This is a genomic window from Natrialba aegyptia DSM 13077 (genome assembly GCF_000337535.1).
Classification (GTDB): domain Archaea; phylum Halobacteriota; class Halobacteria; order Halobacteriales; family Natrialbaceae; genus Natrialba; species Natrialba aegyptia.
On record NZ_AOIP01000054.1, the window covers coordinates 23,517 to 46,761 of the forward strand.

21 protein-coding genes and 6 pseudogenes are annotated in these 23,245 nt (G+C 55.3%); 12 read left to right on the forward strand and 15 right to left on the reverse strand.

Translation table 11 applies throughout. The features are described from left to right. Nucleotides 1–105 precede the first annotated feature (105 nt). The 3 genes and pseudogenes from C480_RS19080 to C480_RS24335 form a co-directional block, all read left to right on the forward strand. Nucleotides 106–705 carry a TetR/AcrR family transcriptional regulator gene (locus tag C480_RS19080; RefSeq protein ID WP_006667287.1) on the forward strand — a complete coding sequence of 200 codons (600 nt, stop codon included), beginning with the start codon at nt 106–108 and terminating at the stop codon, nt 703–705. Then, on the forward strand, nt 705–2,174 hold the full coding sequence (locus C480_RS19085; protein WP_049904018.1) for an MATE family efflux transporter: 1,470 nt from the start codon (nt 705–707) through the stop codon (nt 2,172–2,174). Before C480_RS19080 ends, C480_RS19085 begins: the two co-directional genes overlap by 1 nt. Before the next feature lie 343 nt (nt 2,175–2,517). Continuing rightward, nucleotides 2,518–2,735: pseudogene (locus tag C480_RS24335) on the forward strand (site-specific integrase); the annotation flags it as partial. A 151-nt stretch (nt 2,736–2,886) separates the two neighbouring features. On the opposite strand, the gene C480_RS19090 reads toward C480_RS24335, so the two are convergent. From C480_RS19090 to C480_RS24960, 5 genes and pseudogenes are all read right to left on the reverse strand, one after another. After that, nucleotides 2,887–3,774, reverse strand: a complete 888-nt coding sequence (locus tag C480_RS19090) for a hypothetical protein (protein WP_006667290.1) — start codon at nt 3,772–3,774, stop codon at nt 2,887–2,889. 68 nt (nt 3,775–3,842) lie between these two features. Beyond that, a pseudogene (locus C480_RS19095) lies at nt 3,843–4,034 on the reverse strand (helix-turn-helix transcriptional regulator); the annotation flags it as partial. A gap of 22 nt (nt 4,035–4,056) precedes the next feature. Then, nucleotides 4,057–5,050: pseudogene (locus C480_RS19100) on the reverse strand (transposase). 212 nt (nt 5,051–5,262) lie between these two features. Beyond that, complete coding sequence (locus C480_RS19105) at nt 5,263–5,541, reverse strand: PadR family transcriptional regulator (protein WP_049904021.1); 279 nt, start codon at nt 5,539–5,541, stop codon at nt 5,263–5,265. Nucleotides 5,542–5,844: 303 nt separating this feature from the next. Next, a complete protein-coding gene (locus C480_RS24960; protein ID WP_420883934.1) occupies nt 5,845–5,988 on the reverse strand; it encodes a DUF7563 family protein in 144 nt (47 codons plus the stop codon). Nucleotides 5,989–6,160: 172 nt separating this feature from the next. Here C480_RS24960 and C480_RS19110 point away from each other — a divergent pair, with 172 nt between their 5' ends. The 4 genes from C480_RS19110 (at nt 6,161) to C480_RS24965 (ending at nt 8,548) form a co-directional block, all read left to right on the forward strand. Further along, the gene (locus tag C480_RS19110; protein WP_006667294.1) at nt 6,161–6,841 is read left to right on the forward strand and encodes a helix-turn-helix domain-containing protein; all 681 of its coding nucleotides are present in this window, start codon (nt 6,161–6,163) and stop codon (nt 6,839–6,841) included. After that, nucleotides 6,838–7,524 (forward strand): hypothetical protein, encoded by a 687-nt coding sequence (locus C480_RS19115; protein WP_006667295.1) that lies wholly within the window; start codon nt 6,838–6,840, stop codon nt 7,522–7,524. Before C480_RS19110 ends, C480_RS19115 begins: the two co-directional genes overlap by 4 nt. A gap of 73 nt (nt 7,525–7,597) precedes the next feature. Continuing rightward, nucleotides 7,598–8,158, forward strand: a complete 561-nt coding sequence (locus C480_RS19120; RefSeq protein ID WP_006667296.1) for a TATA-box-binding protein — start codon at nt 7,598–7,600, stop codon at nt 8,156–8,158. A 240-nt stretch (nt 8,159–8,398) separates the two neighbouring features. Further along, nucleotides 8,399–8,548 (forward strand): DUF7837 family putative zinc-binding protein, encoded by a 150-nt coding sequence (locus C480_RS24965; protein WP_449289169.1) that lies wholly within the window; start codon nt 8,399–8,401, stop codon nt 8,546–8,548. 324 nt (nt 8,549–8,872) lie between these two features. Here the strand turns inward: C480_RS24965 and C480_RS19125 are convergent, their stop codons facing one another. From C480_RS19125 to C480_RS24610, 6 genes and pseudogenes are all read right to left on the reverse strand, one after another. Continuing rightward, the gene (locus C480_RS19125) at nt 8,873–9,379 is read right to left on the reverse strand and encodes a hypothetical protein (protein WP_049904024.1); all 507 of its coding nucleotides are present in this window, start codon (nt 9,377–9,379) and stop codon (nt 8,873–8,875) included. Then, nucleotides 9,376–9,465: pseudogene (locus C480_RS24015) on the reverse strand (IS5/IS1182 family transposase); the annotation flags it as partial. The pseudogene C480_RS24015 and the gene C480_RS19125, both read right to left, overlap by 4 nt. 172 nt (nt 9,466–9,637) lie before the next feature. After that, a complete protein-coding gene (locus tag C480_RS19130; RefSeq protein ID WP_006667299.1) occupies nt 9,638–10,237 on the reverse strand; it encodes a DUF420 domain-containing protein in 600 nt (199 codons plus the stop codon). Nucleotides 10,238–10,482: 245 nt separating this feature from the next. Continuing rightward, a pseudogene (locus tag C480_RS19135) lies at nt 10,483–10,803 on the reverse strand (group I truncated hemoglobin); the annotation flags it as partial. 218 nt (nt 10,804–11,021) lie between these two features. Next, complete coding sequence (locus tag C480_RS19140) at nt 11,022–12,434, reverse strand: heme o synthase (protein WP_006667301.1); 1,413 nt, start codon at nt 12,432–12,434, stop codon at nt 11,022–11,024. A 423-nt stretch (nt 12,435–12,857) separates the two neighbouring features. After that, nucleotides 12,858–13,306: pseudogene (locus tag C480_RS24610) on the reverse strand (deoxyhypusine synthase family protein); the annotation flags it as partial. Between the two features lie 91 nt (nt 13,307–13,397). Here C480_RS24610 and C480_RS19150 point away from each other — a divergent pair. Then, nucleotides 13,398–14,135: a uroporphyrinogen-III synthase gene (locus C480_RS19150; RefSeq protein ID WP_006667303.1), complete on the forward strand. Its 738-nt coding sequence runs from the start codon at nt 13,398–13,400 to the stop codon at nt 14,133–14,135. A 41-nt stretch (nt 14,136–14,176) separates the two neighbouring features. On the opposite strand, the gene C480_RS19155 is transcribed toward C480_RS19150, so the two are convergent. Together C480_RS19155 and C480_RS19160 are read right to left on the reverse strand one after the other, a co-directional pair. After that, the gene (locus C480_RS19155) at nt 14,177–15,343 is read right to left on the reverse strand and encodes an MFS transporter (protein WP_006667304.1); all 1,167 of its coding nucleotides are present in this window, start codon (nt 15,341–15,343) and stop codon (nt 14,177–14,179) included. Nucleotides 15,344–15,486: 143 nt separating this feature from the next. After that, nucleotides 15,487–16,728: an MFS transporter gene (locus C480_RS19160; protein ID WP_049904044.1), complete on the reverse strand. Its 1,242-nt coding sequence runs from the start codon at nt 16,726–16,728 to the stop codon at nt 15,487–15,489. A gap of 285 nt (nt 16,729–17,013) precedes the next feature. Here C480_RS19160 and C480_RS19165 point away from each other — a divergent pair, with 285 nt between their 5' ends. Beyond that, nucleotides 17,014–17,319, forward strand: coding sequence for a hypothetical protein (locus C480_RS19165; RefSeq protein WP_152424107.1), 306 nt, complete (start codon nt 17,014–17,016; stop codon nt 17,317–17,319). 212 nt (nt 17,320–17,531) lie between these two features. On the opposite strand, the gene katG is transcribed toward C480_RS19165, so the two are convergent. Further along, nucleotides 17,532–19,673: a catalase/peroxidase HPI gene (gene katG, locus C480_RS19170; RefSeq protein ID WP_006667307.1), complete on the reverse strand. Its 2,142-nt coding sequence runs from the start codon at nt 19,671–19,673 to the stop codon at nt 17,532–17,534. Nucleotides 19,674–20,010: 337 nt separating this feature from the next. After that, nucleotides 20,011–20,331, reverse strand: coding sequence for a winged helix-turn-helix transcriptional regulator (locus tag C480_RS19175; RefSeq protein ID WP_006667308.1), 321 nt, complete (start codon nt 20,329–20,331; stop codon nt 20,011–20,013). Nucleotides 20,332–20,425: 94 nt separating this feature from the next. On the opposite strand from C480_RS19175, the gene C480_RS19180 reads away from it, so the two are divergent. From C480_RS19180 to C480_RS19190, 3 genes are read left to right on the forward strand one after another with little or no spacing between them, the layout of a single operon-like run. Further along, a complete protein-coding gene (locus tag C480_RS19180) occupies nt 20,426–21,013 on the forward strand; it encodes a protoglobin domain-containing protein (RefSeq protein ID WP_006667309.1) in 588 nt (195 codons plus the stop codon). A gap of 44 nt (nt 21,014–21,057) precedes the next feature. Next, on the forward strand, nt 21,058–22,425 hold the full coding sequence (gene hemL / locus C480_RS19185) for a glutamate-1-semialdehyde 2,1-aminomutase (protein WP_006667310.1): 1,368 nt from the start codon (nt 21,058–21,060) through the stop codon (nt 22,423–22,425). After that, on the forward strand, nt 22,422–23,174 hold the full coding sequence (locus C480_RS19190; protein WP_006667311.1) for an MOSC domain-containing protein: 753 nt from the start codon (nt 22,422–22,424) through the stop codon (nt 23,172–23,174). Before hemL ends, C480_RS19190 begins: the two co-directional genes overlap by 4 nt. The last annotated feature ends 71 nt before the right edge of the window (nt 23,175–23,245 follow it).

Consider the following 23,245-nt stretch of genomic DNA (forward strand, 5'->3'; position numbering starts at 1 on the left):
TTTGTTTATAGCCGTTTAATACCTCAATAGACCTTATTCAGCAGTTCACCGGTGCTACCGATGGCTTTTTGACTAACTAGTTAGTAAGTTACGGTAGTCACCGAAATGGACGATGATACAGCTACTGAAATTCTAGAGGCAACGTATCAAGCTCTCTGCCAGCACGGGTACGCTGACCTCACTCTCGAAGACATCGCTACCGAGGCAGACCGGAGCAAAGCATCCATTCACTACTACTACGACAGCAAAGAGAATCTCTTCATCGAGTTTCTCGACTTCCTGTACGAACGATACACCGCGCAGCTTCCCTCAGTCGACGGTGGTGCCCCGCGTGAGCAACTCTTTACACTCCTCGAGACGGTCCTCATTGACGAGGAAGCCGCGCCCGGCCAGGAGTTCCGAACCGCACTGCTCGAAGTGACAGCGCAAGCGCCATACAACGACGCCATCCAGACGCGACTCGCTAACTTCGATTCGGTGCTCTTCGAACGGGTGCGGGATATCATCGTCGTTGGCGTAGAGATAGGCGAGTTCAACGCAACGGTTGAGCCGGCCGTCGCTGCCGAGTCACTTGTGACAATCATCACAGGTGCCCATACGCGGCGTGTAGCCGTGGATCGTTCATCCGAGCATCTCTACAAGACGATTATTCGGTACGCTGAGAGCCAGCTTCTCGTAGACGAGCTATCGGAGACGACCCACTAATGGGAGTTCGTAGTCGGATGCGCTCCCTGTTCAAAGGGCCCGAGGAGTTTGACCTGACGTCGGGCAGCATCGGGAAGCCACTATTCTTCCTCTCGATGCCAATCGTCGTCACAAATCTCTTCCAGACGGCGTACAACCTCGCAGACACGTTCTGGCTCGGCCAATACAGCACGGACGCCTTGGCGGCGATCAGCTTCGCGTTCCCGATGGTCTTCCTACTCATCTCGCTTGGGATGGGTATATCTGTCGCCGGCAGCGTCCTCGTCGCCCAATTTACCGGTGCAGACGAGGAACGTGAAGCCGAGTACGCCGCCTCGCAGACGGTCACGTTTGCCGTCATCGTGTCGGTCGTCCTCGGCGTCGTGGGCTACTTCGGTGTCGAGACGTTCCTCAGCCTATTGGGCGCGTCGCAGGACGTCCTGCCGATGGCGACCAGCTACATGGAGGTCATCTCGCTGGGCCTGTTGTTCATGTTCGGCTTCTTCGTGTTCGTTGCGCTCATGCGTGGATACGGTGACACGATCACGCCGATGCTCGTCATGTTCGGATCGGTCGTGATCAACATCATCATCGATCCGTTCCTCATCTTCGGATGGACGGTCGTCGAGAACGCGCCGCTTGTCGGGACGCTCGCCTTCCCCGAACTCGGAATCCAGGGCGCTGCCATCGCGACCGTGTTCTCGCGTGGACTTGCCCTGGTCGTCGGGCTGGCGATCATGTTCCGCGGGAACCGGGGGGTCCAGATTCACCTCCGGGATATGGTACCGGATCTCTCGTACCTCCGGCGGCTCGTTCGCATTGGCCTGCCGGCATCGATCGAGGGCACGGGCCGGGCGCTCTCGATGAACCTGCTGTTGGTCATCGTTGCGCTCTTCCCGGACACAGTGATCGCTGCCTACGGAATCGGAACGCGCGTGTTCTCGGTTATCTTCCTGCCGGCCATCGCCGTCGCCCGCGGAGTGGAGACGATGACCGGCCAGAACATGGGGGCCAACAAACCGGACCGAGCGGAACAAGCGGCAGGGCTCGCAGCGAAGGTGCTCTTTGGCGTGCTCACTGCCGCGGGCATCCTCGTCTGGGTGACTGCAGCACCGATCGCCGATCTGTTCACGACGAACCCAGAGGTCGTCGAGATCACCACTCAGTTCATCCGGTACGTCGCGCTAACCTTCGGGTTTATCGGAATCATGCGAGCCTACACGGGCAGCTTCCGGGGTGCTGGAAAGACGCTCACTGCCGCAGTCATCTCCGTGCTGATGCTCGGTGTCATCCGCTTCCCGATTGCGTGGGTCGCTGCCGGACCGCTCGGAGAACCCGGCATCTGGCTGTCGTTCGCCATCTCGAACGTCGCGGGGGCAATCATCGCCTTCGCATGGTATCGACGCGGGACGTGGCGTGAGACGACTCTCACGGACTCTCGAGTTGACCTCAACAAGGTCACCACTGAGGCCCCAGCAGACGGAGATTGAGGGGCGTAACCATCTAGAGACAGTACATCAGTCGAAGATCGACGCATAATTCAATCGCGTTCTCAGCGACGCGGATGACCGCAGGGGTGCGTCTCGTGAGTGAGCCTCCGATGAGGACATTCGGCCGCCGTCGATCACGACGGACAGTGCACGGTCGATTCCCCAGCGACTCTCAGAGGCTGCCGAGATCGACATCGACTATCCGAAACACGACTACCTGACCTTGTTGAAACCCTCTTACCGTCTTGCGATTGCATATAGACGCGAGTTCCGGCCGCTTTGCTTGTGAACGGTCAGAAGAACGCCTCTCCGGATGTCAGTGTAGAAGGGTTTCAACAGAGCCGACTACCTCTCACCACACGGCTGTCGGCGGGGGATGGGAGAGGTCCTCGTCAGGGCATTTGGGTACACTGTGGCTGCCCGATATCTCGACAATTCAGAGGAGATGGACGGGAACAGTATTCGCATATTGAAGCTGGCGAGTTGGTTGATGTCGCTACTGAAGTTCTCGAAGATGTCGATTCGGTAGAAGCTGGATTGACAACAATCAGCCTGTGCTGAAGCATTCAACACTAGGTTTATACCGCTCGGCCGGCTTCCTTCCAATATGAGCCTCGAAGAGACGGTTGACTACCTCGCCGAGGAACTTGACCTCGAGCGAAGTGAACACGTTCGCGAGGTCGGACAGTCGGTCGCCGAGCTTCGCGACTGATTAGAACATCTCTCTGAAGTCCCGTTCGACGAGTCCGTTCTCCAGATACGTGATGAACTCTTGTTTCGTGGGTCCTTGACGGTCGAGCAGATCGTCCTGATCTGCTCGTTCGAGAACTGCCTGCGCGAAGTCCGTACAGTGGGATTCATGCTGCTCAGCGTACTTCGACAGGGCTTCTCGCCAATGCATATCCAGCTCGAATTCGACTAATCGGATTTGGATCCCGTCTTTCCGTTCGACGAGGTCGACGTCCAAGTCTTCGAGTTGCTTGAAACGAAGGTTGTTCCGGCGGATCGTGATGAGCCGCTTGGAGTCGACGATGTAGGGGTCGACCCACTCCCGCCAGGTATCGTCGTCGACGTGTGTTCGTGGCATCTCAAAGTCCGGGTCCACACTCTCAATACAGAACTGCAGCATCGCGATGCCAGTTCGGTGATTCGCATTCGGCAGAGAATGTCGGAGAATCAAATTCGACATCACTTCTCCAGCGACGTTCGGAAGTGGGGCTCCCCAGGACACGTGATCGAGTGCCTGCTGGATTTTTTGCGGTTCGAACTCCTTGTAGAGCCGAAACTCATCCTCATCTCGAACATCGACAGCAGCTTCAAGCAATTCCACTAACCGGAAGGCGACAACTTGCCCAGCACGGGGGAGGTCACGAATACGGTCGCTCAGCCATTCCTGATCGAAGTCAACATCTTGGGCTGATTCGATCTCTGAATCGCCTTCGTAGAGCACATAGACCGGTGTATCAAAGGGGTATCCGATCAGCTTCGTCGACTCGTTGGATCGCTCTTGCTGAGATCGGAGCTCTGCAACTGATGACGAGCTAAACTTGAGCGAGAAATTTTCGGCCTGGGGGTGATGATAGAAGACGAGCCGAGCCATCGTAATGCGAACTCGTGGGGAGTAGGTAAAGCAGTCCTGCTTTTATACCGGGAGCTACTGACTCGGTTCTACGACGTAGGGGATACTTTGATGTCCTCAATATATTGGCTCTCCCACTCACGCCGCGCCTCGATTTCGCGTCGTCCACGCTGGGTGACCGTATACATATTCGTTCGTTTATCGCGTTCACCCTTCTTGAGGAGTCCTTTGTCGACGAGATCGTCGAGGTTTGGATAGAGCCGGCCATGGTTGATTTCCTGTGAGGGTGTCATAGAACTCTTCTCACACCGTGATGATCGTGCTTCCCGGATTGTCTCCGCGCTCGTAGTTGGTGATAACGACGACGAGACGAAGACACAGAGCGAGGAAGACCTGCGCTCGTGCGTGGACGCGGCCTCAGGCGTGCGTTCGCCCAGAGGCCGCAGTCCTTCACTGATTCGTTGGTTCGTTCCACTCCAGTGCGGCGATTGTACGTTTCGTCTAGCGTTGATTGCTTCAGCTGAACGCCCTCGCTATGTTTCGTGGTGCGGTCTTCGACCCTGTACTCGATGTCTTTCGGGTCGTCGGTATTTCGTGCATTGTACGGTGCGACTGGCACGACCCCTGCAGCCAGCAGGTGGTCGTGCCAGTCAAGCGTGTCGTAGGCACTATCACCGACCATCCAGATCGGCTTGGCGACGGCGAGCGCGTCACGTGTGACGCGCATCGCCGTCTCTTCTGGCGCTTGTTTGCTCTCGGTGAACTCGGCTGCAATTGGGATCTTTTGTCCGGTCGAAACGATCGTACAGCCGTAGCCGTAGTAGTACTCTTCGTCGGTTGGATCGTAGCATTTCGACGCATCTTGGTCGGCGGGCATCGCCCTCACGTCGGTTGAATCGATGCAGTAGGTCAAGTCGAGCAGGCCGCGGCGGCCGGCCTGCTCGACGAGGTGGTCGAAGATGTCGTCGACGACGTGTTCAAGATCGGTAAGGAATCGATCGACCGCGTCTCTCGACGGCGGTCGATCGAAGCCACAGCTCAGCCAAACAACCGTGTTCCGAAGCTCTCGTTCAACAGGACGAATGCCGTAGATGTCGTGATAGTAGCAGTGGAGGAAGCCACGCATCATCTCTGGTGGCTCGTGCTCTCGTGTTCGCCCCGTCTCCGCCGGGGCGAACACGTCGAACTCTTCAAGAAATCCAAAGGAGAGATGCTCAAACAACGCTAACGTCTCGGTCTCCGCGACATTGAAAAACGTCTCCACCGAAGGATCATCTTGCAGGGTCGCTGAACTCATTCCACCTCAGCGTTCACCCTGCTCTTTGGTGTGGTAACCGTTCTATGACACCCTCATATACTGCTATTGAACTCTCTGAATTTAGAACTGTACTCGTTGGATTGTTTCATAGTACGATGTGTGATTAAAAATGACTTGAGTTTCACCCCTATAACTGAATAAAGAAACCGCGCTACTATCTACTGATATGTGAGTGAGCTAATCAGATCTACCTATCCGTTTTCGACATACTGGCTCTCCCACTCACGGCGGGCCTCGAGTTCTCGAGATCCCCGATCGGTGATCGTGTATGAGTTCGTCCGTTTGTCGAGTGTTCCCTTCTCAACCAGCCCTTTCTCGACGAGCGTATCGAGATTGGGGTAGAGTCGTCCGTGGTTGATTTCTGCTTCGTAGTAGTTTTGGAGTTCATCTTTTATCGCCAAGCCATGAGGCTCTTCATGGCCAGCAATGACGTACAGCAAGTCGCGTTGGAAGGCTGTTAGATCATACATGAGGTTGAATTTCCCTCTCACAAGAATAAAGCTGCCCGTTTATAATCGGCTTCAGCGACAATCTTCCGCGATCAGCGCTGGATCTCGACTGGATCTTTCGCCAGTAGATATGTGTCTGGATTTCCTTCTTCGTGGACACAGAGCCCCGCTCGAGTAAATGTCACCGCCAATCGTGGTGCATGTCCAGCAGGGGCTGGAATGTGACCGTGTTCAAGGCCGTGAGCTGGAAGAACGAATTTAGGTTTCATTGGATAGTTTCTTGGGGGGACTACTCCTGGTCAGAGGAGCCTGTAATAAGAATTGTCACGTCTCTTCTGCTGACTCGCCGTCTGAGATCTCGGCGTAGGTCATGCAGGTGGGACATCCGTGGACGTTATTCTCATCAACGGCAAAGACACGGACGAAGGTTGAGGTAACGTGACTTCCACAGTTGGAACATTCAGGCATATTGCTTGGTTAGTTTCGATGTTTAGGTTTTAGCATCCTTGAGTGTTACGTAGTTTCCCTACACTGACCACTTCGCTAGTTATCTTCTTGAATATCTCATCTATAATCACAACCGGTGATAGCGAAGATCCGAAGCTTTACGTTTGATTATCACTATACAGATACCCACACAATGATGGAGCACGTTGACGATATCGCGGCGAAAATCGTGTTAGCCACGAGCGACGGTGACTCCATCCGCCAAATCGCTCACAAGATCGACGGGACCTACTCGTGGGTGTACACCTGGATCGAACGCTTGGAAGAGATCGGTGTCGTCGAGCGAAACGACGGCGTTCATGTGACCGCACCCGCTGTCCGTGAAGGGTACGCTCATACCATGGAAGCAATCAGTCGGCAGTCTCCGCCAACTACCGCAGAGGCGTACGTGTTGCCACACTTTTCGCAAATGCCGTTCACATATACCAAAATCGACGCTGTCTATGTGTGGACTCATGGTGGGTACCAGATTGCACGCGGTTCCGACGCCTATCCTGTATTTATGCGCGTTCATGATACGGACGTTGAACAATGGATATCGTTCTTCGAGCGATATGGGATTCCGAGCACTGTTGGCGAGCGCGATGACAGTGTTATCAACGACGCCTCAGGAGAGATCTACTACAGCTTGTACCCGACGACCGAACAGTTCGATCAAGAGTGGGTAGATGGCAACCCAGTGATCACATTAACCGAGGCAGTCGAGTACATGCAGGAGTATCGCTGGAATTTCGAGCCAGCATTACAGATGATCGCAGACGAATATGAGGTCGACATCGACGTTGACCGGCCCAGCTACATTCCATCGCAATGAGTCTCCCCGAACGTGAGAACGAGCTCTTATCGACGCTTCAAGCAATTATCGATGCTGGTCACCCATACGTTCTCGTCGGTGGATGGGCTGTCACTGCATTCAACCAACGGTTCTCAACCGATGTAGATCTCGTCATCCCCGAGATGGCATTGGAAGAGTACGAATCCTTCCTTGCTGAACACGGGTACGAGCAGACTAACGAGTACGATACGAGTGCGCTCTACGAAGGCCGATTTATTCAGTTTTCGAAAGACGTTGGTAACCCAGTGAGCATCGAGTTGTTGGTGAACGCACTTCGGTGCCGACAGACAGACGCAGAATGGTCGTATCGATACCTCACACAACATTCACAGCCAGCGACTGTCGGGCGGACGCTTACAGTTGATGCTCAGATCCCAGAACAAGAGTTGTTGCTGGCAATCAAGCTCCATAGCGGTCGATTAACGGACATTCGCGACGTGATCGCGGCTGCAACAGATGCGGACTTTGACCGCGTCGAAACCCATCTCCATCGGGGGAACCCAAGAGTGCTCTCCACCCAACTCGAAGGCATTCTCGAGCAAATGGCTGATGAAGGGTTCATCGATGCCTTCAAAGGTGAATTCCAACAGAAAACCATCCCAGAAGACGACATCAAACGGGTCCGCAGGTTTCTTCGTGATCAGCAGGACCGACTCGAATGATCGGAACCAGCTGTCTCTTTGGTGAGCAGAAAGTGTTGGTTTGATATCCGTTCAACATAGATATGTCTGCTATATGACTGAGCCAACGGAGACAATTAAAATCGAAAACGTTGTTGCGTCGACGGGTATCGATCAAGAACTCAATCTCGAACAAGTCGGTGATGATCTTCCTGAGGCCGACTACAATCCCGAGCATTTTCCCGGACTCGTGTATCGGACACAGGAACCGAAAGCTGCTGCACTCATTTTTCGATCGGGAAAGATTGTCTGTACTGGGGCAAGTAGCGAACCGGCAGTACGAGAATCTCTTAGTACTGTCTTCGAGGTCTTACGTGACCTTGGAATTGACATTTCTGAGTCACCCACCATCGAAGTTCAAATTATCGTTGCAAGCGTCGACTTCGGTAGCCAATTCAACCTCAATGCGATCGCCATCGGACTTGGCCTCGAGGACGTCGAGTACGAACCGGAGCAATTCCCCGGATTGGTGTACCGACTTGACGACCCATCGGCGGTTGCGTTGCTCTTTGGCAGTGGGAAAGCCATTATCACTGGTGCGAAGACTACCGATGCAGTGACTCATGCAACAAACGCCGTTGAAACAAGACTCACGGATCTGGGCTTGTTCGGGTGATGAGTACGTTGGCATTCCAGGGATGGGTTTTGACACAATCACAGCCAGTACTGTTCCGATTGGTTGAATCGTCCCATCAGTCCATACGTGAATATTCCGATATTTTCCCGATATGCGGAGTATCACTTTCACTCTGGTTACATTACCTATAAACACATCCTCTCCCCTCTATCAGATAGCGGGGTGAAAATCCTCCCACCGGAGTTTGTCACACGCTCCGGTCCCCTTTAGTGATCGATGATGAGTGGCCAATACCCCACGCTCGGAGACTGTCCACGCTGTGGAGCCACTATTCCATCATCCCGGCTTCTCATTGAGTATGAGACTGATGCTGGTAGTGGAGTATTCGCCGAATGTCCTGCCTGTCAAGAAGTCGTCGCTCCCGAGTGACTTTCCGATTCTCGATGCCCAGTATCGCACATCATTTGAAACGTGTTCTTCCATTCCCAGATCAGCCGAATTTGCTGCACGAATGCCGTCGATGTGGGGCTACTGTCGACGAGGATTCAGAGTCGTGTTCTGAGTGTGGGTCCACGGAAATTGCTGTCTACGATCTGTGAACGAATAGGGTAGGTTCATTCAGACTTCCCAATAGCATCCCAAACACCGAGTGACGCAGCACACGGACAGGTTCATGACGCTCGGCCAGCAGCGGTATCGAACTGACGAGTTCCACATCGCATACACAGAACCCAACTACTATCATTGGAGTGATTAGAATCGATCTTCGTCAATTTGACGGAAGACTTGCTTCATTTCTTCAGGTAATTCCGATGGATGTGGTCGCTGCTCTTCCCACGTCATTTCTGTATACTTTTGTATTTCGTCTGGATCATCAACCCACTGGAGGAACTCCTCTTTGCGATCAGTGTATTCCCGTCTTGCATTCACCAACCGTTCGTGACTCTCTGTGAGTCCAAGATGGCGCATTCGCTGCCTAATGTAATGGCCCAATGCAGTCAGGGTCCACACGCGACGAAGCGTATCATCCCGATACGCCTGGTCTGGTACAATCAGTCCAAGGTGGACCGCTTCGTCTCTCCGATCGTTGAGATAGCCACGACTCACATCCAATAAATCGTCAATCTCGTCAAACCGATACCCCTCAGCATCAAGGAGAGAGATCAATTCAACTGCTCCTTTTCGATCAAAGAACTCTGATAGCTCGGTGTAATCAATTTCATCGGCTCTGTTGAATCGCTGTAAGGCGGTGGATTTCACTGTTTGATGGCACGCTTGATGTTGTAGACGACACACATCAGGGCGATTTCACGGAACTCTCGATACCAGGTTTGCGCTCGCACGGCTCGTGGCACGGCGAGCACCGGCCACTGGATCACGATCCACAACTGCTCTAACAGGAAGCCGACGCCTACGTAGAACAGCCCGTGATGGTCCTCGGGCGGTCACATGAGCCTCAATTGGGCCGTCTGCGGTCGGTCCCGTGAGTAACTACGCCCGAACCTGCCGCGGAGCTGCTCAGAGCGGGGGAACGAGCATCGCGAACTCGTAGTCGTAGATGTGGTTGAGCATGAAGTAGGTGACCACACCCAGCACGAGGCTCAGGATCCAGCTCCCCGCGGCGATGCGGCCGACGCGTGCGTGGGCAGTCTCTCGTAGCTCGGCGGGCGTATGGGTGAGCCCGAGGATCAGCGCGTACAACACGACCGGGACAGCAACGATCGAGAGCACGATGTGGATCGCGAGCATCGCGAGGTAGAGCTCGTATACCGGGGAGACGGCGACAAACTCCTTCGTCCCGCCGCCGCCGACCCGGATCAGGTAGACAACCAGAAACAGGATGATCGTGATGAATGCGCCCGTCATCGCCGCGCGGTGTTTGTCGACCTCATCCGCTCGGATCCAGTACCAGCCGGCGACGAGCAGTGCGGTCGTCACGGAGTTGATTACCGCGATCGCGTGGGTGAACAGGTTGACCTGCGCGTTCGTCAGATCGGGATAGATCGGAACGTCCGCGACGAAAGTTCCGATGACGAGTCCGTAGCCGACGATCGTCAACAGGATCGTTACGCCTACCGGCCGCTCTCGGAGTCGCTCTTTCGCGTCGGCAGTTGCCATCGGTCGACGTTAGGACAAGCCCCGTATCTGTCTTGCCGTTTCGAACCTTGATCCGTTAGGAGAGCTCTAGCGTGATCCCGTTGTCGCCGTCGACCGCGACGCAGACGCCGTTGACGCACTGGGCGTACTCGCTGGAGTGTCTACCCGACTAGCGGATCCGAGCCGCTCTTCGGGCAAGCCGCATCCTTGAGCAGCTCGTGCTTTCGGTACATCGTCGAGAGAGGACTGTCGCAGCGCTCGGAAAGCTCCGACGCGGTGACGATATTCGGGCGGTAGCTCTCGATTTCCTCGAGAACGGCCTGTCGGCCCTCGTCGTCGACGTCGAACAACACCAGCGCGTCGTTGAGGTGGGCCGCAATCGCATCAAACTCAGTCGACGTGATACCCATCCCCTCGTGGGCCGTCTCCATCTCCCCACCTGAGTACCCGACTGGTCCTCCTGTTACGGAGCTGATGAACTGCGCCTGGTGGATCCGCACTCTCTGCATGTCGATGTCCTCGAAGTAGTACGCGACTCGCTCGTCTTCGAGCACTCGGATATAGAACTCGTCGACGATAGCACCGATCGCGTCCTGACCACCGAGTCAGTTGTACAGTACCTCTGTCATTCCGCATAGTTTGTGACTTCGACCGGATGAATTCTCTCCTGATACTGTCTGGTTGAGTCAGTTTGAGAACTGAGCAGGTCGTGATGTTGAATTGAATTGATGCCCACAGACCTGCTCAGCGAGAGCTATGAGACGGAGTTAGAAGAATCTTGAGCTGGGACTCCGCTTTTCATCGCCTAAATCACTATTGCGTCAACCACAATTGCAAGCAGGACAGCCCCGAGGTAGGCATTGGAGGCGTGGAAGGCACGGAATGCGGCTTGTTTGGTCTGCTCGTGGTGAAGACGGATCGTCGCCCACAGAAAGATGATCCCGACAAAGGCAGTCGTGACAGCGACAAGCCAGCTTAGTTGCGTGAACCAGATCAGCACCGTTGTAGCGGCGAGCGTCGTTCCGAGCCAAAGTACGATGTGTTTGCGTGTCGTTGTTTCGCCACGAACCACCGACATCATCGGGAAGCCACCTCGGGCATAGTCTTCCTTGTATGCTAATGCAAGATTATAGAAATGAGCAGGTGTCCAGACGAAGATCACTGCGGCGAGAGCAATACCAGTGATGCCAATTCGGCCGGTGACGGCGGCCCAGCCGATCAACGCCGGGAGTGCCCCCGCGGCACCACCAATGACAGTATTCTGGACTGTGTTGGGCTTGAGAACAAGTGTGTAGATGACGCTGTAGAACAGGATTGCGATCAACCCAAGTGCAGCTGTGAGTGAGTTCAACTGTAGGAAGATGATCGTTGAAAGTACGGTAAGTGCGATTCCAAAGAGGATGGCATTCCGTTTGGGTAGCTGGTGAGTGACCAACGGTCGGTCGTTTGTTCGTGACATCTTCCGGTCTACATCGCGTTCAAAGACGTGATTGAACGTGCCACTTGCACCGATAGCAAGTACGCCACCGCCGATCGTGAGCAGAATCTCACGGGTTTCTAGGGCAGAACCAGCAGCAAGCGCCATCGCAGCAACGGCGACGAGACAAAGCAGCCACATCAGCCGAGGCTTCATCAACTGGAAGTATGCGAACATACGACCCTTCAGCCGAGTCCCGAGTGGCTGTTCTGAAAGGATGGTTGCTACGGAAGATAATTCAGAGTTGGCACATTCCATATCCTCCGAGTGAAGTGGTTCGTCCGCACTGCCGGTCTCGTATTCCAGTTGCCACGCAAGGGCAAGCACCAATGTTCCGAAGATAGTGAGTCCAAAGCCTAAATGGAGCCAAGGAATAGGGGGTGAACCAGCAGTTATTGACAGCAATGCGCCATGAGCCATCTGTAGTGGATAGAGCACAAGTGCTACAGCGATTGGTGCAGTCACGCGGCCGGAGGTGTCACCGTATACGATGGCATAGGTCGTGGCGAGTAAGAGAACCCCTGTCAGGAACGCAAGCAAGCGGTGTCCGGTTGCGACTGCCATCGTGAGATCGTTCGTTGCGCCGGAACAGATCGGCCAGGTCGTACAGGCTGCTGCTGCGTCCCCAAGCGAGGCTGTTGCCCCGATCACGACCAATAGGTAAACCGCCACGGTCGTAGTTCCTAACGCCGTTATAGGATTATCGATAAACGCCGCATATATCTGTGTTGGTCTTTTCATTATTTTGATCTTCGTTCCTACTCTCAGTACCTTCAATAGCTGATGGTACCTTTTGTGTGAGTAAATACCTTGGCTTGATTCAGAATGAATATCAGTTGGTGATCTGTCAAAAAACATCGGCAGAAAGAATGAGAGGTGTCATAACCGTTTGAGGTGACGGATTACCGTAAACTCACCGTATTATCACCGATCAAATCACAGAAGTAGTGTCAATCAGTCTGTCGAATTAAACTCCAGAAGTAATACTATAGGTTCTGATGAATCGCCATACAGCGTCGGTTTCTTGTGTTCCGATGGCGTTGTGAGAGCATCTACCCGCTTCATCACTCCCGGAACCCTCGACGTCACAGTCACATCCGTCCCAGTGTGACGCCTCAAGCGTCGTGCGTTTTCACCGAAGGTCGCCGCCATCTAGCGATTCACCAGAGCCTCCTCTAGCCAAATGTACCGGTCAGAGGGGACGAAGAGGTTCCCCAGGCGGTTGATTTCTTGTTCTCGGAGATCGGCTTCGTCCGCTTCCCGTTCCTCCATTTTGAACGGCTTCGCCGTCTTAATGACGTCCTCTGCCAGCGATCCAGCGGTCGTGATCAGTACGTCAACGTACCCTTCGCAAACGAGGTAGGCGACGACTTCACGCAGGCCCAACGAGATCATATTCGACGTACACGTGAGATAGATCGTTGCATCAGCGTCTCGCATCTTCTGTGATGTCGATGGCCTCTGCAAGTTGCATCGCCTGAAAGCCCGTCGTTGCATAGGCATCCAGCAGTTCCTGAAAATCGAGTTCTCCGCGGAAGTCGTAGCCTTGTACATCTGATGTGGACAGGCCTTCATCACTTCCTGACAATGTATTTGTGAGAGTTGTCGTCCATACCACCAATTAGAAAGATGTTAGTTTGAAACGTTCGAGATCGGTCGGCGAGTCTCGACACACACAAGTCCAGCATCGACTAACTGTCTGGCATGTCCCGGCCAACGGTGGCTGTGCTCCGACCCGACGACAACCGGATCGTCGAGGCGGTCGAGTATCTCCAGTCACTCGGTGTATCTCCGATCTCAGACCCGATGCTGACAGTCGATCCGACCGGTCAGAGCCCACAGCACGCGGACTACTGTGTCTTTACGAGCGAGACTGGCGTCGACCTGACTGCCACAGCGGGGTGGGAACAACGGGACACCACCGTTTGTGCCGTTGGGGATCAGACTGCGACCGCGTTACGTAACCACGAATACTCGGTCGACGTTGTTCCGTCGACGTTCACGTCCGCAGGTCTTGTCAACGAGTTATCCGCCGGTGTTGACGGACAAACGGTTGAACTTGCTCGGAGTGCACACGGCAGCGACGTACTGGTTGAGGGGCTAAAAGCAGCGGGTGCAACCGTCCACGATACGCACCTGTATCGCTTGCAACGACCAGGGACTGCTGGACAGTCAGTTTCACTTGCCGTAGACGGTGAACTGGACGGGATACTGTTCACATCGCCGAAGACCGTCGAGCACTTCTTCGGGATCGCGATTGAACGCGACGCTGTCGCTACACTACAACGCGGGCTAAAGGAGACAGTTGTCAGTGCGATTGGGGCACCGACAGAGCGTGCTGTCCACAATAACGGTGCCGCTGTCGATGTCATGCCTGATACAGTAGATTTCACCCGGCTTGCTGAGGTCACCGTAAACCAAATTCAGAGGATTCAACGGTGAATTCGCTCCATTTCCAATCAATCAGGCCGTCACGAAAGGTATTACGAGCGTCTAATTATGAACCAAGTTGCGCCGATAATGAATGCGCCGGACCCCGAAATCAACAGCGTTCGTCGGTAGCCGAATACCGCTGCAGCCCCGACGCTGAGCGGCGGGCCAATGGTCGTCCCGAGTCTGAGGACGCTCGTCCGAATACTCATGATGCTCCCACGAAATTCGTCTGGTGCTCGTTCGTTGAGAGCAGTATCCGTAATCGGTTCTGCGAGACCTTGGCCGAGGCCGAACAGTAAGAGTGCGCCAGTGACCACGTAGATGGAGTCCGCAATAGCTACGACGGCGAGTCCGATCCCGTAACTCACAAACCCGAGTGCGATCGATTGGAAACTCGTGAAAACGTGGAGCACGTGATCTCCTTGCATTGCGGTCATTCCCATCGTGACCGCAGGTAACCCCAAGAGAAGGCCGATCCCTGCCGACGAGAGCTGATATTCGTTGGCGAGCAGGAACGGAACAGCAGTGAGCTGCGCGCCGTAGAGGATGACAAATATCCCGAAGATCGCGAGGTAAAGAATAGCGAAGGGAGTCATCGCAGTCGGTCCAGTAAGGAATTCGCGAATACTTGAATTCGAATTGGTTCCGGCCCGATTGGGCTCTTCCAGCAGAGTTATCCCGGGGACGGCGACGAGTACGGCGAGAAGGAAACATGCGAATGGAGCCGACCATGCAAGCGTTGCAAGCGCCCCTCCGAGCAGCGGATAGCCGGCGGCACCGGCCGCAAGAATCGCCGCGTTGGTACCAATCAACACTCGTCGCTGTTCACCAGTGAAGAGGTCGCCAAGGAGTGTGACCGTGAGCATTACGATCGCACTACTTGCCGCACCTTGGATTGCTCCCAGTACGAGAATTAGGGTGAAATCGGAGATGATGATAATACTGCCCCCACTGATCCCGAATATAATGAGCGCTGGGATCAGAATAGGTTTCCGACCGATTCGGTCAGCCAGCAGTCCGATGGGGAGTGTGAGAAATATCCCAGGAAGCGTGAATGCGGACAGCAAGAGACTGGCCTCTGACTCCGAAATATCCCACGCCTCCTGCACCGCTGGGAGTGCAGGACTGATGAGTGAAACCCCCATGACAGCGACAAGAGTACTTGCGAAGATTACCGCTGCTGCCGGCGAGTCCCGGAGTGTCTGTTTCCATTCCATTCGTTCAGTTCATCTCTTCACAATAGGGCCCCGTAAACTGCCCGTTACTGCGATCAAGTCTGACTCGAAGGGGGAAGAACGATTGCTGAACTCGTAGGCGGCTGTTCGCAGTATATCATCTTCGTTCCAGAAAAATATAGAACTCATGGGACAACTTTCTCACCCCGTTCTTGGTTTCTGATGATTAAATGCCCTGCTAGAATAAGCCCAATTACCGGAAATATAGCGAGAGTCGTGAATAGCAAACTCGTTCCACCATACGTGAGCACAATGCCCGCAATTGAGGCACCGGCAGCACCGAGCCCAAAGACACCGAGATACGTATATCCGAACGAGAGACCATGGATATCTGCTGCTGTGTACTTGCCAATCAGTGCCTGATGGATCGGCGCTTCCATGAATACGAAAAAGCCGAGCGCGGCGCAGATCACCAACGTCGCGACGAGACCAGCGTCGGCGAAGAACGGAAACAGTAACGAGATGAGTATCAGCGTCGTGAACACGCCGGATATCGCCCATTCGGGGGATCGATAATCGCTCAACTTCCCGCCTACGTACTGTCCGAGTCCGCCGATCAAGAGCAATCCAGCATAGACGTACTGGCTCGATTCGATAGGCTCACCTGCAATCTCGACGGATCCGAACACGGGCAAATCTGCGAGAATCTCCGGGAGAAACGTGAATACCCCTCGATAATACGTGCCTGCGAGCATTGCAATCGCGAATGCAACGATGAACCCACCGACGAGCAACATCTTTGACCGTTCGAGAAATTTCCTCAGTCCCGAAGGTTGATTTGCGACTGCGTTGTCTTTCTTAGACGAAATTTCCCTTCGCTCATCGAACGTCAATCGAGAGGCGATAAGTACACCGATGAGTGCTGGGACGATAAGTAGACCTGCGACGAATCGCCAGTCGAGAACGGTGAACAAGAGCACGGCCGCAAGTGGGCCGATTGCAGTGCCGACATTCCCAGCCACGCCGTGGTATGCCAATGCCGTCCCTTGTTGATTCGTCCCTCGAGTGATCAAGGAGAGACCTGCTGGATGATATAGACTAGCGGCAGCGCCCCAGAGAACGAGAGCCACGCTGAGGACCCAGATTGTGGGCGCTACACTGATGAGAGCGAAGCCACCAGCCATCCCGCCCATCGAGAGGACAACAAGTCGTTTCGACCCGTATCGGTCAGCCAGTGAGCCACTCGGAAGGGCACCTACACCGATCATCCCGTATCCGACGGCGACAACAGCCCCTAGCACAGCTGCGGAGATGTCGAATTCGTTGAGCCAGATTACAACGAAGAGCGGAATCACCATCTCATATAAGTGAAACGTCGCGTGACCGACCATCGTGAAGAGCGTAATGGTCCGGTCGTTCTCTTTCATGATCGAGAGAAGTTTGCCGAGGATAAAATGAGTGTGGGTCCAATGCGAGAGCGCATTCATCACCGTTTATTGTCGAAGAAGCACAGCTGGTGGGCGATTTGTCTGGTCGCCTCGCGAAACCAATGAAGGAGTTTTCGGCTTTCATAGCGCGGTTTCACTGTCCTATACCTTCGCAATGCGAAGTAACCACCGTCTCCTGATGTATGGACCCGCTGCAGTACCACTGATGGCAGACAGGATACCAACGCTATAGACGAACCTGATAGGTCGTCTCGGTGGATGACGATGGATCCGATCCAGATTCAAGGGGAGTCCAACGAACGCGACACTGTCCACATCCTGATCCATAGCGGCGAGAGGTCAGGACACACGTTCGTTTACCGCGATGATAGTGGCACTGAGTGTGAAGAAAGTCTCAGAGATGGGTCCGTGGAGACAATCATGAACTACGAACTGGTCTTCGTCTACGAAGATGACGCATCAACACGGAGACTGGACTCGGCACCTTCGACCTGCTTAAGCGTGACGAAGCTTTCGATCGGGCTACCTCAGTCGGACTCAAGGACCAGCCTTGCCATAGTGATACGTTGACGCCCGAAATCGTCGACATGCAGGTTATCGAGCGAAAGACTGTCGTCCGGAGTGAGTGATGTCTGCGTTTCTGTCGCGTTCAAAGTGACCACTCGGAATTCGAGCGAACTCGAACCGCGGGCCACAATCTGCAGCCCATGATCAACTCGTAAGGCTCAAACCTCGAACATCGTGGCGCAGAACTCGAACGAAAGCGACTCGAGTCCTATGCCTTACTCAAGTTCGAAGCGATCGAGCGTCATTACTTTGCTCCACGCATCGACGAAGTCACGTACGAACTGCTCCTCACCGTCTGTGGCCCCGTACACTTCCGCGATGGCGCGAAGTCGGGAGTTCGACCCGAAGATCAGGTCCACGCGGGAGGCTTCCCACGCGAGTTCACCCGTTTCGCGGTCGTGCAGTTCGAAGATGTCTTCCGAGTCCGAGATTGGTTCCCACTCGTAGTCCATCGAGAGGACGGTCTCGAAGAAGTCATTGGTCAGCGTCCCCGGCTCGTCGGTGAAGACGCCGAGATCCGAATCTTGGTAGGTCGCACCCAGTGTGCGCATGCCGCCGAGCAGGACCGTCATCTCCGCGGGCGTCAAGTCCAGCAGGTCGGCTTTGTCCACCAATAGTTCCTCCGTCGAAAGAGTGGTGTCGGGACCGAGGTAGTTTCGGAAGCCGTCCGCCGCCGGTTTCAACGCCTCGAAGGACTCGACGTCGGTCTGGGCCTGCGTAGCGTCAGTACGGCCGGGTTCGAACGAACTCTCGACATTGTAGCCGGCGTTCCGCGCTGCTTGCTCCACCGCTGCGTATCCGCCTAGCACGATCAGGTCCGCGAGTGAGACGCGAATGTCGTCAGATCGCGCACCGTTGAATTCTTCCTGAATCTCTTCGTAGGCCGATAGCACCGTCTTGAGCTCGTCGGGCTCGTTGATCTCCCAGCTCCGCTGGGGTTCGAGTCGGATGCGGGCACCGTTTGCACCGCCGCGCTTGTCGCTGTCGCGGTAGGTCGACGCCGCCGCCCAGGCAGTCTTGACAAGCTGAGAGACCGAGAGGTCGGACGCAAGGATAATCTCTTTGAGTCCGTCGACCTCCGTATCACCGATCAGATCGTGGTCGACGTCGGGGAGAGGATCCTGCCACAGCAACTCCTCGTCCGGCACCTCGGGCCCAAGGAATCGAGACGGTGGGCCCATATCGCGGTGGATCAGCTTGTACCATGCCTTTGCGAAGGTTTCCTGGAACTCCTCCGGATCCTCCTGGAATCGCTCGAGGATCTCCCGATAGTCCGGATCCTTCTTGAGGGCGATGTCCGTCGTCAGCATCATGGGTGCGTGCTTCTTGGACAGATCGTGCGCGTCCGGAACGGTGTCGTGAAGCGTCTCGTCTGTCGGCTCCCACTGCCATGCACCGCCAGGACCTTCCACCAGTTCCCACTCGTAGTCAAGCAGGTTGTCGAGGTACGAAGTGTCCCACATAGTCGGCCAAGCGTTCCAAGCGCCCTCGATACCGCTACCGATCGTGTCGATACCGCTACCGGAACCGTATTCGTTCTTCCAGCCAAGACCCTGCTCCTCGATGGGGGCCGCTTCGGGTTCGGGGCCGACATACTCGTCGGGGTCGTCGACGCCGTGGACTTTCCCAAACGTATGTCCGCCGGCGATGAGCGCAGCCGTCTCTTCATCGTTCATCGCCATGAGACCAAACGACTCCCGAATCCGCTCCGCCGACTTCTCCGGCTCCGGCTCTCCGTCTGCCCCCTCCGGATTCACGTAGATCAGCCCCATCACGGTAGCGCCAAGCGGGCCTTGGAGTTTTCCATCCTCGTCGAAGCGCTCAGACGCCTCCCACTCGTCCTCGGGACCCCAATCGACGGCCTCGTCGGGCGCGAAGTCGTCCTCGCGTCCGCCAGCGAAGCCGAATGTCTCGAAGCCCATCGACTCTAAGGCACAGTTCCCGGCCAGGACGATTAGGTCGCCCCACGAGAGTTTGCGGCCATACTCTTGCTTGATCGGCCAGAGCAATCGACGCGCCTTGTCGAGGTTTACGTTGTCGGGCCAACTGCTGAGAGGGGGGAGACGTTGTCGGCCGCCAGATGCACCGCCACGACCGTCTGTAGTGCGGTATGTGCCGGCGCTGTGCCACGCCATCCGGATAAACAGCGGTCCGTAGTGGCCGTAGTCGGCCGGCCACCAGTCCTGCGAGGTCGTCATCAACTCCTTGAGGTCCGCCTTTACGGCAGCATAGTCGAGGTCTTCAAACTCTTTGGCGTAGTCGAACTCCTCGCCCATGGGGTCGTCCTGGCGGGCGTTTTGATCGAGGATTTTCAGGTCCAGTTGGTTCGGCCACCAATCTCGAGTGGATCCAGTCATCATTGAATAGTTGTCACTGCCACGTATTAGTACTTTCCAATCAGACGGATATATTTCCCATATTGAGAAAATATATTCCCAAATTTAGAATTTTATTACTTGTGAGTTCGTGTCGTGTATCCGATACACCGCAGAGTCCCAGCCTAGCCAAGGTTCAGCCCGACCAACTAGGCCATTTCTAGAGGTGATGGGAATCGCTCATCAGAGCAGACCGCTCGAGATAGCGCTATAGGAGTTCTAGGCGGACGACTACGGCTCATCGGAGTCTATATCAGTGACTTACGGTTCTCCTTGGCCTTGGAAATCTGCTTCTCAAGATTCCTGAATCGGTATTTCCCTATGAATAGCGTTGTTCCAACTTCTCAATCTGCATGATAATCTCAGCGAGTTCGTCGCCTTTCTCAGTCAGCGAATAGGAGACGGTCGGCGGCGTTGCCGACTCATCGACCGTTCGGACGACGACCGTCTCCTCTTGAAGGCTTTTCAGCCGCGTCGAGAGGGTGCTTGCAGGCAGGCCCTCGATTTTCTGTTTGATCTGGTTGAACTGGGCGTCCCCTCGGGCCAGCAGCCGTAGAATGTGGAACGTCCACTTGCACCCGAGAACTTCCCAGATACCGCTCCACTCGGTAGGTGCTGGAAGGTCTGACTCTGTTCCCATGAGACTACCTCGTTCAGTCTACTGTAGCAACTACCTTCAAAATTACTACCAGCTTTACGGTCTTGCGCGTGGTGATCCCACGAGGAGATTCCACATGAGCAACGAACCCGTTCCTGGTTACAATCTGGGAGATGAGTCGATCCCTTCCGCACCTATCAGCATGGAGGAGTTCGACAGGTTGAAGCAAACGGTGATGTTCACGGAGGAAGACGAGGAACAGCTCCGGAAGGCAAGCGAAATCCTTGGACCACAGGTCGAGGAAGTCGTCGACGTGTGGTACGATTTCGTCGCCGATCATGACTTCCTGCTGCACTACTATAGCACGCCCGACGGGGAACCGATCGACGACTATCTCTACCGGGTTCGGAAGCGATTCGAGCAATGGATCCGTGACACCTGTAACACGCCGTACGACGAGGACTGGTTGAACTACCAGTTCGAGATCGGCCGCCGCCACCGCGAAAAGAAAAACGAGACTGACGACGTGGATGCCGTTCAAGTCATTGATCTTCGATATGTGATCGGATTCATTTATCCGATCACTGCGACCGTCCGGGACTTCCTCGACGACGGTGAGCACAGCGCTGACGAGGTCGACGCGATGTACCACGCCTGGTTCAAAGCTGTTGTCCTGCAGGTTATGCTCTGGAGCTACCCGTACGTCAAAGACGACGATTGGTAAACGAGTTTCAACAGACCCTTTAGAAGCTACCGCCAAGAAGAGATATGACTCAGAACCGAAACGAGAGCCCCTCCTACCAGCTATACGATCGAGCGCTCGAGTCGTTAGTCGGCGGTGTCAACTCACCCGTTCGGGCTGATCCACAGCCGACCCCAGCATTCGTCGATTACGGTGACGGTGGCGACATCGTCGACGTCGACGGTGATCGGTACCGTGACTACATCATGGGATACGGACCGCTGCTCCTCGGTCACGACCTCCCCGACCCCGTCCGAGAGGCGATTTCGGAGACGGTCGCCGACGGACCGATGTATGGGATCCCGACCGAGATCGAAGTCGAACTCGCGGAGTTCGTCATCGAGCACGTCGAGAGCGTCGAGCGACTCCGATTCGTTAACTCCGGAACGGAAGCGACTGCTGCGGCCATCCGACTCGCTCGAGGCTATACCGGTCGCGACAAAATCGTCGTGATGCAGGGCGGCTACCACGGCGGCCACGAGTCGGTCCTCGTTGAGGGGAATCTCGGCGATCGGGGGCCAAGCAGTGCAGGTATCCCGGAGACGTTTGCCGAGGAAACGATTCCAGTCCCGTTCAACGACGACGAAGCACTTCAGGAGGTCTTCGATCGGCACGGCCCAGATATTGCGGCAGTCGTGACCGAGCCGCTGCTGGGTAACTGCGGGATCGTCCTCCCGGTCGAAGGCTACCACGAAACGATCCGAGAGCTCTGTGACGAATACGGCTCGCTGTTCATCTTGGACGAAGTGATCACCGGCTTCCGCGTCGGCGGTTTGCAGTGTGCGCAGGGTAAGTACGGCATCGAACCGGATCTCACGACGTTCGCGAAAATCATCGGTGGCGGGTTCCCGGTGGGAGCGATCGGTGGCCGAGCGGAACTCATGCAAGAATTCACGCCGATGGGTGACGTCTTCGAGTCCGGCACCTTCAACGGGCATCCGGTGACGATGGCCGCCGGGCTCGAGACGCTTCGATTCGCGAAGGATCACGACGTCTATTCGCACGTCAATGACCTCGGCAAGCAACTCCGAGCCGGACTGCAGGATATCGTCGAGGAGCACGCGCCCGAGTACACCGTTGCGGGCACGGATTCGATGTTCAAACTGCTGTTTACCCGCGAGGCCCCCGAGACGTTCGATGGCCACTGTCAGGCCGGATGTGTACAGGATCCGGACTGTCCAAGATTCGACCTGTGTCCAAAAACTGGTGCGGACGTCGAAGCCGGCGAGACCGATCGCTGGAAGCGAACGTTCTGGCCGGCAATGGCCGATCGAGGTGTGTTACTCACGCCGAACCAACTCGAGAGTCAGTTCGTGAGTTATGCTCATACTGAGGACGACATTGACCGAACACTCGACGCCTATCAGGACGTTCTCTCAACGAGAGATCGATGACAGTCGTTACTGACGCATACGTTCGGTCGATTCAGGTGGGAACGCCAGCCACCTACGGGAGCGAGGATGCCTCAGATCCAATGGATCGACCGTGGGAAACAGCCTTCTTCAAAGATCCTATTGAGGGTGACTGCTTCCTCGGTGAGACGAATCTCGAGGGAGATCAACAGGCAGATCTCGAACACCACGGTGGGCCCGACAAAGCCGTTTGTGTCTACCCCATCGAACACTACGAGTACTGGGCCGACCGGCTCGATCTGGATCTCGGTACCGCTGCGTTCGGTGAAAACTTTACTATCGAGGGGCTCACCGAACAGGAGGCGTGTATCGGCGATGTCTTCGGCGTCGGTGATGCGACCGTCCAGATCACGCTCCCACGATCCCCGTGTTGGAAGCTGGCTCGTCGATGGCGCGTTCTCGAGTTAGCGATGCAATTTGAGGAGACGGGATACACAGGGTGGTTCCTGCGTGTTCTTGACACCGGAACCGTCTCGTCTGGACAAAAGATACATCTCGTTGACCGTCCGCACCCGGAGTGGTCAGTTGCCCGCGCGACGAAGGTCCGATACCGGATGCCCGACGATCGAGAACTCGCTGGCGAATTGGCGTCGCTTGACGCCCTCGGCGACAGCTGGACCGAAAAGCTCCGCCATCGAGCGGAGACTGGAGAGCAGATGTACTCGAAAGCACGTGTTATTGGTCCGAATGCGGCGGACGCTCCGTTCGATAACCGCGAAGAAAACCATTGATTCTGGTGAACAATCCCGACTACGGGGGCCACGTTTACGCCTCGACAGTTGATGGAGGGGCCGTGAGCATC